Source organism: Clostridium estertheticum subsp. estertheticum (genome assembly GCF_001877035.1).
GTDB lineage: Bacteria > Bacillota > Clostridia > Clostridiales > Clostridiaceae > Clostridium_AD > Clostridium_AD estertheticum.
Genome location: NZ_CP015756.1, coordinates 297,878 through 312,165, shown reverse-complemented (window position 1 = coordinate 312,165; position 14,288 = coordinate 297,878). Strand labels below are relative to the sequence as shown.

The following is a 14,288-nucleotide window of genomic DNA, read 5'->3' as shown; positions in this document are numbered from 1 at the left end:
TATATAATAAAAACAACTTCAAAATTTATACTTTGAAGTTGTTTTTGTTTTTTTTATATTTATAATTATTTTATATACATTTTGTTATAATATTCGTTAAGCATTCTCTCAACTGAAAATTCATAACTTGTAGTTCTAATACTTTCTCTCATCATTTCTACCCACTTTTCTCTATTTCCATAATAAGTAGCCATAACTCTATTAATTAAAGTATCATAAAGAGCAATCGTATCATGTTTATCTAATTCTACTTCTGTTAAATCGTCAAGACCTACCCCGTCTCCAAACTGCCATCCATTTATGCCATCGTTGCAAGCTTCTGGCCACCAACCATCTAAAATAGAACAGTTTAATACACCATTCATTGCAGCTTTCATTCCCGATGTTCCACTAGCCTCAAGAGGTCTTCTAGGATTGTTTAGCCAAATGTCTGAACCTCTAGTTAACATTCTCCCTATATTCATATCATAATTTTCAAGGAATACTACGCTACTAGGATATTTTTTCATCATTTTTATGAGTTTCGCTACTATTTCTTTACCTATGTCATCAAGAGGATGAGCTTTCCCTGAGAATACAATTTGAACTTTTCCACTTTTAAGTAGAGGAGAAATAATCTCCTCACTAGTAAATATTAAGTCACTTCTCTTATATTGTGCAGCCCTTCTTGAAAATCCGATAAGTAACTTATCTACGCAAAGTTTGGTCCCAGTTCTTTCTTTAATAAATTCTATTAGTTCTTTTTTAATAGTTATATGAGTTCCCCAAAGGTCGCCATTATTATCGCACGCCTTGGTTATTCGCTCGTCTACCCAAGTTGGTTTATGAATTCCATTAGTTATACCAATAATTTCAGGCCTGTCAGCAACAGTTTTCCACATTTTATTTGCAGTTAACATGTGAAGTTTTGCTACGGCGTTAGCTTTCCTTGAGAGTCTAAGTCCTGCTACAGTCATGTTAAATGGTTCTCCCCCAAGTCTAATCATTTGCTGCCTAGTCAATTCATTAAATGCTCCCATATACTCTAATTTATCAATAGGATGAGATTCATTACCTTCAACTATTGGAGTATGAGTTGTAAATACTACTTCATCACGAGTTTTCGCCCAAGAATTTTCAAAACTATATCCTGATTGCATTTTTTCTTTTATAAGCTCTGTTGCCGCAAGTACAGCATGTCCTTCATTAAAATGATATACATCAATTGGTATATTTAAAGCTCTTAAAGCTTTTACCCCACCAATACCTAAGACTATTTCTTGAGCTATTCTTTCTTCTCCAAACCAACCATACAATTGTCCTGTTATCCACCTATCACCATTTTCCGGTATATCAGTATCTAAAAGATATATTGGGTTGTTTCCGAACTCTTCTAATTTCCAAACCTTACATACTACTTTTAAATTTCTGATATTAACAGTTACTTTTACTCCCGTGTCTTTTAAAAATTCATAATGATAGTTATGATATGTATCATATACTTCACCATTTTCATCTATAATCTGTTCTGTATACCCTTGTTTCCATTTAAGTCCTATTCCAACAAGTGGTAGATTTAGATCTTTAGCACCTTTCAAATGATCCCCTGCAAGTATTCCTAGTCCCCCTGCATAAGTTTTAAAATCTGAGCTTAGTCCATACTCCATACAAAAATAAGCAACTCTTGGAAGATTATTAGTATCCAATAGATTTCCCTCCTATATTTCTTGTTAATATAAAATAATTTACAATTATATTATAACTCTACCTTTTATGTTTATTATACATAATTATCTAATTTAATGCAAGCGTTTGCACAAATATTTTTCTCTTAAACTATTTTATTAAATCATCTCCTGGTTCATTGCAATATTAAATAACAAAAGTACCCATAAGAAGTTTTTAAACTCAAACTATCACTTCCTACCGGTACCTAACTTTTGCCTATTGATTTTAGTCTGTTTTTTTAATTTTATCCATTATTTTAAGAAGCCCAAAAATAATAGCCTGTGGAGATGGAGGACAACCTGGAATTACAAGATCTACTGGTAGTATATCATTAAGTGTACCATACACTCCATCACCCTCTTTAAATACTCCACCGTTATAAGCGCAACTACCAACAGCTATGACTATTTTAGGTTCAGCCATCGCGTGGTAAGTCTTCTCTAAAGCTTCTTTCATATTTATAGTAACAGGCCCCGTTACCACTAGTCCATCTGCATGCCTTGGAGATGGAGATACATTAATTCCAAATCTTGAAATATCATAAAACGTGTTTGAAAGTGCATTAAGTTCTGACATACAGGCATTACAAGAACCAGTATCTACTACTCTTAGTACAAGTGATCTCCTGAATGTCTTATATATTTTTTCCCTAAGTTTATCACCTGCAAGTTCTAACTGCGCCATTTTATAATCAGATGTCATTTTCAAAACGGATTTGGGACAAATATCAACGCAATTCCTACAATAAATACATTTTTTATAATCTACACTTACTAGATGCTCTGCATTTGTAATAGTATTTATCTTAATGGCATTCACTGGACATACACTCATGCATTCTCCGCAATTATCACATACATTTCGCTCTGCAATTATTTCCCCATAAGAGAATTCATTATTTTTAATTGGATCTTTTATTGTTTCTGTTCCATATTTTATTCTATCAATTATATTATTCATTTTAATACTCCCTACTTATCATTCTCAGAATAAGACATATTAAAGCTTTTATTAATAAGAGGAAAATCAGGAATAATTTCCTCAAGAACCGCTTCACTCATACCTGTCCAATTAGTAAAGGAAGGAGTTTTAAAGTAGATTCGGTCAAACTTATTATCTTTTCCTGTTAAACCATAAACTACAAGTTCTCCCTTTACTGTTTCAACTGAAGTTATTGCCTCTAACCCCTCTTTTAAATAGAATTCATTTTTTTCTCTCCTTATATCAACATTTATATATGAGAGTGCTTTTTCTATAAAACCAAAAGCATCCTTAAGCTCACGAGCTTTTAATTTATACCTTTCAAAAACTCCGCCCTTTGTTTCTATATTTATATCTCTTTTTATTTCCTTATATAATTCATATGGAAATGAGACTCTAACATCATATTTCAAATTGCATGCCCTTGCTACAACACCTGTCATACATAATTTTTTAGCCATAGAGCGACTAACCATTCCTGTATCTTCTACTCTATCTAAAAATGAAACTGAATTTACACTCATTTTTATTATGCTAAGTACCCGTGCTTTAAGACCTTTTAATGTATCTAAAACATCTTTCTTTTTCTTTTCATCAAAATCTATATTTATTCCAAGAGGAACAATGGCATTTCTCATATACCTACTTCCACTTATCCTCTCACATAGCTGATGGACTACTTCTGAAAAATATCCAAATTTTTTAGCTACATAACTATAACCAATATCATTACCTACTCCACCTAAATCATCCATATAATTATACATTCGTTCAAGTTCTAAAAGAACAACTCTAAAAGCCTTAACTTCGATGCTAACATCTGCTCCTAAAAGTTTTTCTACTAGCATAGCATAAGCTTCTCCATAAGCTACGCTGGATTCTCCAGACACACGCTCAAACATAAGATTCAATGTATTTGCATTTATATCCTTACATAATTTCTCTATTCCCCTATATTTGTACATAAGTTTTATTTCAAGATTCTCTATTGGTTCTCCCATAACACTAAACCTAAAATGACCCGGTTCAATAATTCCTGCATGTACGGGTCCTACTGCAACTTGATATGCCCCTGTCCCTGATACCTCTTTAATCTTGTAATCATAATCTTTATTAATTTCTCTATGAAATAATTTGCTTTGGTAAATTATATTGCTAAGATCAATTGGTTCCTTATCAGTAACATAACTACATATTACATAATAACCTCGCTTACTATTTGAAAACACACAATTTACTGTAGTTTCTTTTTCAGCTACAGTAAACTCACAAATATAATTGAATTTATATAAATCAACGCAAATAAGCACAATTTTTCTAATTTGGTCTGCTTTTATTCTAACGTATAACTCATTATCATTTTTAACTTCATATTTTAAATCAAAATTTAATTCTTGTAGACTATTTATAATATCTGTTATTTTCATATCTTCACTTCCTAATCACATATAATTAAAACTGCATTATTTATCATATTTGCCAAATAACCATTCATAGTTAAGCTAATAATAATAATTGAAATAAAACATAAAGCCAGTGGCAATATATTTTTTTTATCTTCTTTCATTCTAACATATTTTACACCTGGTTCAGTGTTGAAGACTATCTTAATGAATACTCGTAGGAATCCTGCAAAAACTAACAGGAGACAAAACGCATATATTGCAGTAACAATGTAATTTCCACTCTGGACAGTTCCTACAATTATATAGTATTCACTAAAAAAAGCTGGGAATGGTGGTGCCCCGGTAATAACAAGCATACCTATAATAAAAAATACTGCATTTATTGGCATAGTCTTTATTAAAGCATCAATCTTGTCTATACGTTTTGTTTTATATGCATTTAATAAATTTCCTGCAGTTAAAAACAACATAGACTTTACAAAGGCATGCACTAAAGAGTGAAGTATTGCACCGAAAACTGCAATTTTACTTCCAACTCCAAATCCTAGTGCTATAATTCCCATATTTTCAACCGATGAGAATGCAAGCACTCTTTTATAATTAAGTTGTCTTAAAATACTAAAAGATGAAATTATAAGAGACACACAACCAAAAACTATAAATAACCACTTGGTATTTTCGAGTCCTGGTATATGTTTCGTTATAATATAGAATCTTAAAATAACATACAGCGCAAGATTCAAAAGAACCCCAGACATAGCACTAACTGGGGATGGTGAGTCACTATAGGCATCTGGCAGCCATGTATGCATAGGTGCGAGTCCTGCTTTTGTACCAAGTCCTACAAATATTAAGGTGAAAGCTATTTTAATAGCATATGTACTTTGTGGGTTTTGGTTATTTACAAGATGAGACCATTTTAGTATCCCGTCAGTATCTTGATTACTATAAGCATTAACAAAGATTAATATGCCGATTAATCCAATACCTATTCCAATCGAACAAATAATTACATACTTCCAAGCGGATTCTAATGAATTTTTATTAATGTTGAAACCAAACAGGAATGTAGTTGTAAGCGTTGTTCCTTCTAGTCCAATCCACATTGCAACAATATTATTAGTTAGTGAAATAAATATCATAAAAAACACAAAGAAATTAAATAGAAAATAATAAATTTTACCCATTTTAAGCGTAATTATTTTCCCCTCTATCTCATCTGAGATATACCTATATGAGTAAATACTTACGATTATATTTATACAAGATATAATCAAAATCTGTACAGTACTCAAACTATCAATATAAAAAAATTCATTAAAATAACTAATGGAATAACCTACTGAAACCATCGTAATAATTTTTAGTACAATACCCAAAATTAACACGGCTCCAAATATTGTAACAAATCCAGTAGTTTTTATGTTTTTAAAGAGTAAGGGTGTAACTATTAAAAATAAGAACAAAATACCAAGTACTGTAATATACATTATTTCACCAACTATTCTTTTAGATTTTCGAAAAAGTCTGTATTTATTGAATCAAAAGTTTTATTAATACGGAAAATCATTATTCCCATAATAAGTGCAAGCATTAATGTTTCAAAAACTATTCCTGCCTCAATTACAAGAGACATTTTAGATAAAGATGTTTCAAAAAGTACAATACCATTTTCAAATATTAGAAATCCTATCATTTGCGTAATAGCTTTTTTCCTTGCAACCAATAGCAAAATGCCTATAATAAATAGTGCAATTCCAGTCTTTAAAAAGTTATCTTGGCTCTTGTTTAAAAGACCAAAAGCTATCATTATGCCAAGTCCCGTTATAAGATACGAAACAAAAGCATTTACTATTAACTCCATTTCTCTTTTTATCTTTAACTTTTCTACAGATCTATTTATTATTATTGGTATTATAATAACTTTAGTAACTATTGTTAAAATTCCTAAAATATAATAATCCACTTTTCCTGTCTGGTAACCCAGCTTTAAGACTATAAGTCCAATAGCCGCTGACTGAAATATAAATCCTGCTGTAATAAGTTTTATTCTCCTTACTCCAGACATAAATATACTAGATATTAATATAATTGTAAGTAAAGCTTCTATCATAATTTCTCTCCCTTATAAAATATAAATTAAAGTAATTGCAACTATTCCTAGAGATATCATAGCTGGAAACAATTCTGCCCCTTTAAATAATCTAGATTTAGCGAAAGTTGTTTCTATTATAGCGATTCCCAGTAAACAAATTAAGAGTTTAAATATAAATGTTACGAGTCCTATAAGAATAGCCGAAATCGAAATTGTTGTTGCAATTCCAATAGGTACAAAACAATTAATCAAAACAATCAAGTATACAATTAGTTTAATATAAGACGATAGTTCAACATACGCTAAATCACTACCTGATAAGTCTAAGATCATTGCTTCATGCATCATTGTAAGTTCTAAATGTGTTTCTGGATTATCGAAAGGTATTCGAGCATTTTCAGCAAGTATTGCAACAATAAAAGTTACCATTGTTATAAGGTATGCAGTATCATAATGTACGCTTTTGCTATTGATAAATGAAATATGAAATATGTTAAAATCATTTGTCTCTATATATAAAAATATCATCAGAAACAATATTAGAGGTTCTGCCATCATTGAAATAAACGACTCACGACTTGATCCCATTCCACCAAATGTACTTGAACTATCAAGTCCAATTAGCACTGTGAACATTTTTACTATTCCAAATGAAAACATAAGAATAAATAAATTTCCGATACTTTCCTGCATACTCGTATAAAAAACTGGTACAAAAAATGCAGTTGTTATAGTCGCTGCAAGTATAACTATTGGTCCAATAGTTGTTATAAATGAACTTCTATTTGATACTATTCTTCCTTTTTTTAATAGCTTACTTAGATCATAATACGGTTGAATTATAGATGAACCAATATACCCCCGAAGATGTGCCTTCATCTTTTTTAAAATTCCTATAAATAATGGTGATAACACTATAATCAATAAACTCTGAATAAAATAAATCAAATTATATTTCAAATGAAAACCTCCTTACACAAATTTTAAGACTAAAACAAGTGCAATTATTACCGATATGAATATATATAAAATATGCAATTGAATTTTCCCATAATTAATCTTTAATATTTTTGTTGTTAAGTAACTGACTGCTTTTAAACTTGTTTTGTAAAAACAATCCTCTACTACATCACTAGTAGTTTGACTTATATGAATCTTTTGTTTGTAACTTACTTTTTTGTTATAATTTGCAATAGATCCAAATGTTTTTGCGGCAGGCTGAACAAATCCGCTTCCTGTGTACTGAATATAAGGTTTATCACTTGTGAAGCCGCATGCCCAGGTATCACTAATTTCTTGCTTTTTGTTTAATGAATTTATTTTATTAAACATATAAACAATAAATGTGATACTAATTAATATTAAGGTAAACACTATTATCTCCGTTTCATTTTTGAATCCAGGTCCTTTTACCTTAATACCTAATAAATCATTAGTAAAATAGGATATTTTATTTATTATATATGGTGAAAATATCCCAGTAACTATAGTAAGCATAGCAAGTAACCCTTGCCCAATATTCATTGATATTGGAATGTTTTTAACGTGCTCTGCTTTTTTAGTTCTTGGTTTTCCAAGAAAAGTGATTCCAAAAGATTTTGCAGTAGCATAAAAAGCCGCTCCGCTTGTTATTGCTATGATAACACCGCAACAAAAAATCAATATTATAACCCATATATTGCTTACCTTAGTTATCGATTCAATGAAACTTCTAAGAATAAGTATCTCACTTGCAAAGCCATTAAAAGGTGGCACTGCGGAGATTGCACAGGTTGCAATAAATGTACAGATTGTTGTAAACTTCATTTCACGGTGTAGTCCACCAAGTTCATTCATATTTTTAGTACCAGTTGCGTACAAAACACTTCCTGCATTTAGGAACAAAAGACTTTTAAAAATTGCATGGTTTAAGCAGTGAAGTAAAGCTGCAGTTAGTGCTAGTGAAGCTAATACTTTTAAATTATAATTTATAAGTATCATAGACATCCCAAGGGCAGCAAAAATTAGTCCCACATTTTCTGCACTAGAATATGCTAATAATTTTTTTATGTTGTTTTGCAATAAAGCATTTAGAATTGAAAAGATAGCGGTAATAGTTCCAATTATAATTACTATCACTCCACACTTTAAAGGCACTCCTCTAAGGAAAATAAATATTACCCTTATAAAGCCATATAAAGCAACTTTAAGCATTACGCCTGACATCAAGGCCGAAACATTAGATGGTGCTGTTGGATGTGCCTTTGGAAGCCATGCATGAAGTGGAACTATGCCCATTTTTGCTCCGAATCCAAATAATGCAAGTATGAATATTATGTACTTTTGCTTCGCCTGAAAATTCCCAGAAACCTTAAGAATCTCATTAAAATCAAAACTACCACTGTATTTATACAAGAAAGCAAACATTATCATTAAGAATAATCCACTTATGTGTGTCATAACAAAATAAAATATTCCTGCTTTCAAATTTTCCTTATGCATATACTCATAAATTACTAAGAAAAACGACGATATAGACATCATTTCCCAAAAAACAAGAAAACTTATAGCATTATTAGAAACTACAACGCCTATCATTGATGCTACGAATAATATTATTAAAAATAACATATAGTTTACCGAGTAATGTTTTTTATATTCCATTATGTAGCCCTTAGTATAAATTGCTACTGGTATAAATATTAATATTATAATAAATACAAAGTATGTTGAAAGCCAGTCTTTTTGAAAATTGATTAATGGTAACACTTGTTATCAACTCCTAGTTAAATTTAGTTAACATTCGAATGTTGGAATGTGACACTTAATTATACCTTATTTTTCGAATGTTAACAACTATATTTAATTGATTGTTCGTGTTATGTATTGGTTAATACTCCTAAATTTTGCTATCTTTTTCAAAATATTATATCAAGTGTGCCTTCTCGAGCCTATTAATAAGAAAAGAAAAATCACACTTTAGACTTATAGCCTTAATAAGCTTAAAGTGTGATTTTTTATTATACTTACACGATTAAATCATCTCCTGGGTCGCTGCAATATTAATATCCGCCCGAGGAACCTCCACCACTTGATGAACCACCTCCAAAACCTCCAGAGCCACCCCCGAAACCACCGCCTCCGGAGCCTCCAAATCCACCACCATTTCCTCCACCGCGTCTACCAATAGAACTCCAAAATAGCAATGTCGCCATAAACCTTGTTACTCTTCCTCTATTAAAAATAAAGTCTAGAAAAATTAACACAATAAATCCTATTAACACTATACCATTACCCTTTCTAGGAATATTTTGTGTTTGAACCTGTTTTGGAACATTAATATTCTTATCTAGTTTTACATTGTATTCTTTAGCTACACTATCACAAAGAAGCGAATATGATGCACGGAGTCCCTCTCCATATAAACCTTGTTTAAATTTTGGAACCGCATAGTCATTCATAACCCTTGAGGAGTATATATCAGTAACGGCACCTTCTAGACCTGTACCTACCTCTACTCTCCACTGTTTTTCTTTTACTGATAATAAAATTAGCAGTCCATTATTTTTACCCTTTTGGCCAATACCCCATTCTCTAAAAATACCTGTAGCATAGGTTTCTATAGGTACATCTTTTAGTGAATCTATAACCACAACAATAGCCTGAGCTCCTGTTTTAGCTTCTAGTTCCTTGCCAACGGATAGAATATATTGTGTTGATTCACTATCTAACACTTTAGCATAATCATTAACATATTTTAACTGTGATGCGACAGGGTATATTTTTTTTGTTTGTGCATTTGCTATATTCACAGCTATTATTTGACTTACAAAAATCATACCTACAAATAAAATCATCATTCCCATCTTTGTTTTTGTTGATATACCCCATGAAAAATCACAACTTTTTCTAATAAATTTTATTATATAATCTTTCATATTTTAGCTCCTATTTAGTAAAATTAACTTTAGGTACTACTTTAGCCGATTCACTAGCTTTATAAAGTGGCTTTTTATCAAAACCAAATATCCTTGAAAAGATATTGTTAGGGAAATGTTTTATTGTAGTGTTGTACTCCCCAACACTTGTGTTATAGTCCTGCCTTGCAGTACCTATTCTATTTTCGCTGCCTTCCAGTGCTACTGTTAAATCCTTAAAATTAGCACTAGATTTTAAATCCGGATATTTCTCAACTATTACTAAAAGCCTCGAAACTGCACTCCCAAGTTCACTATCCGCTTTAGCTTTATCTGTTACATTTGTAGCACCTGCAAGTTTTGCCCTAGCCTCGGCAACTTTTATAAAAATATCTTTTTCCTGAGAAGCATAACCTTTAACCGTTTCTACTAAATTAGGAATTAGATCAGATCTTCTTTGTAGTTGTGTATCTATATTCCCCTCTGTCACAGTTACCCTTTGCTCTAAGCTTACTATCTTATTGTAACCCCCAATAATAGGCATTATTATTACAAGAAATATCGCCACAACAATTGCAATCGTTCTTACTTTTTTACTCATTTCTTTACCACCTTTTTATTTTGTATTGTACTGAATTTTTTAATATAATAACCATTAACCATATAATTATTAAATCAAACTTATTCTTATATCATATTCTATGAATTTAATCATACTACTATACTAATTTGCTGTTTATTATATGAAATTATGTATTATCTAAAAAAATATTTTATTATCACGTAAAAAAAATCCCTATAATTAAATATAAGGATTCTACACTATATTATACAAAGTATGAGTTATACTTCTACTCTTCAAAGACTCTACTTTTAATTATAATAATAGTTTTTTTTATATATTCTTCTGTTTTATAATTACCTAATTTATTATTCATACGTAGTAAAAGATCATTTAATTTTAAAATATCTCTGTAACTTATTCCTTCCAACTCTTTAAATATTAATAAAGTCTTTTGATTTTTATTATAATCATCTATTATCAAATCCCAACCTTTTTTTGATATATCTAAATAATGGGCATTTTTAATTAAAGCTTTTTCTTTATGAATGAAGGATTTACTATATAAATTTTTTACTATTACATGAACAGTAGATGGTGACCAAAAGCTAATTTCACTTAATTCACGCGATGTAACCCCTGGGAATGCAGCAATTATCCACAAAGCTCTAAGTTGGGCATATGTTACATTAAACTCCTTTAGTGGTTCACTATGATTGCTTTTGATTGTTAAAATAAATATTCTTAGCAAATTATATAAAGAAATTGTTTTTCTTATAATACCGATTGTTTTAATGTCCAGATCCGATGCATCAATTTTTAAATTGAGTTCATTTATCTTATGGATATAATCAAAAATAAATTCTTTTTTTTCTTTTATTATAATTTTCGTAAAAATATGTATAATAAAATCTAATTCTTCACTTGAAAATAAACCTATTAAATCAAAAAGGTAAACCTTGTTCTCCTTACCTTGTTTATTCACATTAATATACCAATTACCTAAATCCGTTAATTGAAGTTTATATAGCTTTCTATTAATTGTTTCTTCCTTAAATATTAACTTTTTATTCATTAGAATTTTAATAATATTGCTAACTGTAGGCGTACTCCAACAGCCAATCCTTGCAATGTTACTAAGCGAGATTCCTGGAAACACTTTAACAATCCATAAAACTCGAAGCTGTGGCAGCGTTATACCTGAAATCTCAACAGTCCTTGCATAATTAGATTCAATTTTTAAGAAAGCATATCTTGCTAGATTATATAATGAATGTATGCTTAGCAAATAATCATTTTGCTTCATAGAATTTCCCCTTATATGTTGCTTGTTTTTATATGAATTATAATTTACATGTACCTTAGCACCATAAAACATTGTATCAAAAATATTATATCAAATCAACAAAATGATTTTCGCCTAATTCTAGATGTATTAATTAATTATAAAACATATTTATATTCAAGCTAATCTACGCATAAAATATAACATAGTAAATAATATTTTGTTTTTATAATACAATGCCTTATAATAATGTATTATACTATTAATTGTAGTCTTATATTAAATAGCTACATCAATAAAATTTATGCAATTATAAAGGAGATTCAAAAATGATATTTTCTAGTGAGACACCAATTGAAACTATAGAAGAAGATTTGAGATATCTTAAGCTACTAGCTAGCAAGTATCCTACAATTCCAGATGCTTGTACCGAAATCATAAATCTACAAGCTATCTTAAATCTACCTAAAGGAACTGAGCATTTTCTTACAGATATTCATGGTGAATACGAATCATTTTCTCATGTTCTTAGGAATGCTTCCGGCGTAATCAAAAGAAAGATTAACGACATTTTTGGTAACTCACTTAGAGATAGCGAAAAAAAAGAACTCGCTACCATTATATATTATCCAGAACAAAAGTTAGATATAGCACTTAGAGAAGAGGATGATATAGACGATTGGTACAAAATCACTTTTCATAAACTAATTAAGATTTGTAGAACCATCTCATCTAAATATACTATATCTAAAGTCCGAAAAGCACTACCGCCAGATTTTTCATATATTATTGAGGAATTACTTCATGAACAACAAAGCACCTTTGATAAACAAGAATATTACAACGGTATCATTCAAACCATAATTAAAATTGGGAGAGCTAAGGAATTTATAGTTGCTATTTCAAATCTAATTCAAAGGCTTACTATAGATAGGCTTCATATTCTAGGAGATATTTATGATAGAGGTCCAGGGGCCCATATAATCTTAGATGCACTAATAAACTACCACTCTATTGATATACAATGGGGTAACCATGACATACTTTGGATGGGAGCTGCATCTGGCTGTGAAAGTTCTATTGCTACTGTTCTTAGGATTTCAACAAGATATGCAAATTTAGATACAATTGAAGAAGGTTATGGTATTAACTTATTACCACTAGCAACTTTCGCTCAAGATTTTTATAATGATGACCCATGCACAGCATTTAAACCTAAGGTTTTTCCAGAAAACAATTATGCAGATAAAGACCTTAATTTAATATCAAAAATGCATAAAGCTATAACTATAATTCAATTTAAACTTGAAGCTTCAATAATAAAGAGGCGTCCTCATTATGATATGAATTCCAGATTGCTTCTTAGTAAGATAGATTATGAAAAGGGTACCATCAATATTGATGGAAAAGAATATGTCCTAAATGATCTTAATTTCCCAACTATAGACCCAAGTGATCCTTATAAATTAAACGAAGGTGAAAAACAACTTATTGATAAACTTAGATCTTCTTTCTTAAATAGTGAGAAACTCCAACAGCATATACGTTTTTTATACTCTAAAGGTAGTATGTACTTGAAGTACAACTCAAATTTGCTTTATCATGGATGCATTTCACTAAGCGAGGATGGCAGTTTTAAAAAAATGAAAATAGATAACACTATTTACAGTGGAAAGTCCTATATAGATAGAACTGAGCGACTAGCCAGAGAAGCCTATTTTGGTAAAGAAAGTTCGGAATCTAAACTTTATGCACTAGATACCATATGGTATTTGTGGTGCGGTTCAAATTCTCCACTTTTTGGTAAAGATAAAATGACTACTTTTGAGAGATATTTTATAGATGATAAGAGTACTCATAAAGAAGTTAAGAATTCATATTATAAATATAGGGATGATGAAACCACCTGCAATAACATATTATCTGAATTTGGATTAAACACTAACGATTCACACATTATAAATGGTCATGTTCCGGTAAAGACTAAGCAAGGTGAGAGTCCAATAAAAGCTAATGGCAAATTATTAGTTATTGACGGTGGTTTTTCTAAAGCATATCAGCCAGAAACAGGAATAGCTGGATATACTCTTATTTATAACTCCTACGGACTGCTCTTAACCTCCCATGCACCATTTGAATCTACCCAAAAAGCGATTGACGAAGGAAAGGATATTCTATCCTCTACTATTGTTCTAGAAAAATCTACAAATCGCATACGTGTAGTGGATACTGATATAGGACTTGATATTAAAGATCAAATTAAAAATTTAGAGTCGCTTCTTACAGCCTATAGGAAGGGTTTTATTAAAGAACAACGCTAACCTTATAAAAACTGTTTTAAAAAGGATTTAAAGTT

Annotated in this window: 11 protein-coding genes; 1 reads left to right on the top strand and 10 read right to left on the bottom strand. The window is 30.4% G+C overall.

Annotation, left to right across the window (positions count from 1 at the left end; all coding sequences use genetic code 11):
- Window positions 1-65 precede the first annotated feature (65 nt).
- The 10 genes from glgP to A7L45_RS01445 form a co-directional block, all read right to left on the bottom strand.
- Complete coding sequence (glgP, locus tag A7L45_RS01490; RefSeq protein WP_263496304.1) at window positions 66-1,685, bottom strand: alpha-glucan family phosphorylase; 1,620 nt, start codon at window positions 1,683-1,685, stop codon at window positions 66-68.
- 247 nt (window positions 1,686-1,932) lie between these two features.
- Window positions 1,933-2,667, bottom strand: a complete 735-nt coding sequence (locus tag A7L45_RS01485; protein ID WP_071611128.1) for an NADH-quinone oxidoreductase subunit B family protein — start codon at window positions 2,665-2,667, stop codon at window positions 1,933-1,935.
- 11 nt (window positions 2,668-2,678) lie between these two features.
- Entirely contained in the window at window positions 2,679-4,115 is a 1,437-nt protein-coding gene (locus A7L45_RS01480) for a hydrogenase large subunit (RefSeq protein WP_071611127.1), read from the bottom strand.
- An 11-nt stretch (window positions 4,116-4,126) separates the two neighbouring features.
- Window positions 4,127-5,584, bottom strand: coding sequence for a proton-conducting transporter transmembrane domain-containing protein (locus A7L45_RS01475; RefSeq protein WP_071611126.1), 1,458 nt, complete (start codon window positions 5,582-5,584; stop codon window positions 4,127-4,129).
- A gap of 11 nt (window positions 5,585-5,595) precedes the next feature.
- Window positions 5,596-6,207, bottom strand: a complete 612-nt coding sequence (locus A7L45_RS01470; protein WP_071611125.1) for a hydrogenase — start codon at window positions 6,205-6,207, stop codon at window positions 5,596-5,598.
- Window positions 6,208-6,219: 12 nt separating this feature from the next.
- Window positions 6,220-7,149, bottom strand: a complete 930-nt coding sequence (locus A7L45_RS01465) for a respiratory chain complex I subunit 1 family protein (protein ID WP_071611124.1) — start codon at window positions 7,147-7,149, stop codon at window positions 6,220-6,222.
- Window positions 7,150-7,161: 12 nt separating this feature from the next.
- Window positions 7,162-8,937: a proton-conducting transporter transmembrane domain-containing protein gene (locus A7L45_RS01460; protein ID WP_071611123.1), complete on the bottom strand. Its 1,776-nt coding sequence runs from the start codon at window positions 8,935-8,937 to the stop codon at window positions 7,162-7,164.
- Between the two features lie 293 nt (window positions 8,938-9,230).
- Window positions 9,231-10,028, bottom strand: coding sequence for a TPM domain-containing protein (locus A7L45_RS01455; RefSeq protein WP_420912638.1), 798 nt, complete (start codon window positions 10,026-10,028; stop codon window positions 9,231-9,233).
- Between the two features lie 88 nt (window positions 10,029-10,116).
- Complete coding sequence (locus A7L45_RS01450; RefSeq protein ID WP_071611121.1) at window positions 10,117-10,686, bottom strand: LemA family protein; 570 nt, start codon at window positions 10,684-10,686, stop codon at window positions 10,117-10,119.
- Window positions 10,687-10,936: 250 nt separating this feature from the next.
- Window positions 10,937-11,953 (bottom strand): MarR family winged helix-turn-helix transcriptional regulator, encoded by a 1,017-nt coding sequence (locus tag A7L45_RS01445; RefSeq protein WP_071611120.1) that lies wholly within the window; start codon window positions 11,951-11,953, stop codon window positions 10,937-10,939.
- A 308-nt stretch (window positions 11,954-12,261) separates the two neighbouring features.
- On the opposite strand from A7L45_RS01445, the gene A7L45_RS01440 reads away from it, so the two are divergent.
- A complete protein-coding gene (locus tag A7L45_RS01440; RefSeq protein WP_071611119.1) occupies window positions 12,262-14,253 on the top strand; it encodes a fructose-bisphosphatase class III in 1,992 nt (663 codons plus the stop codon).
- Window positions 14,254-14,288: the final 35 nt, after the last annotated feature.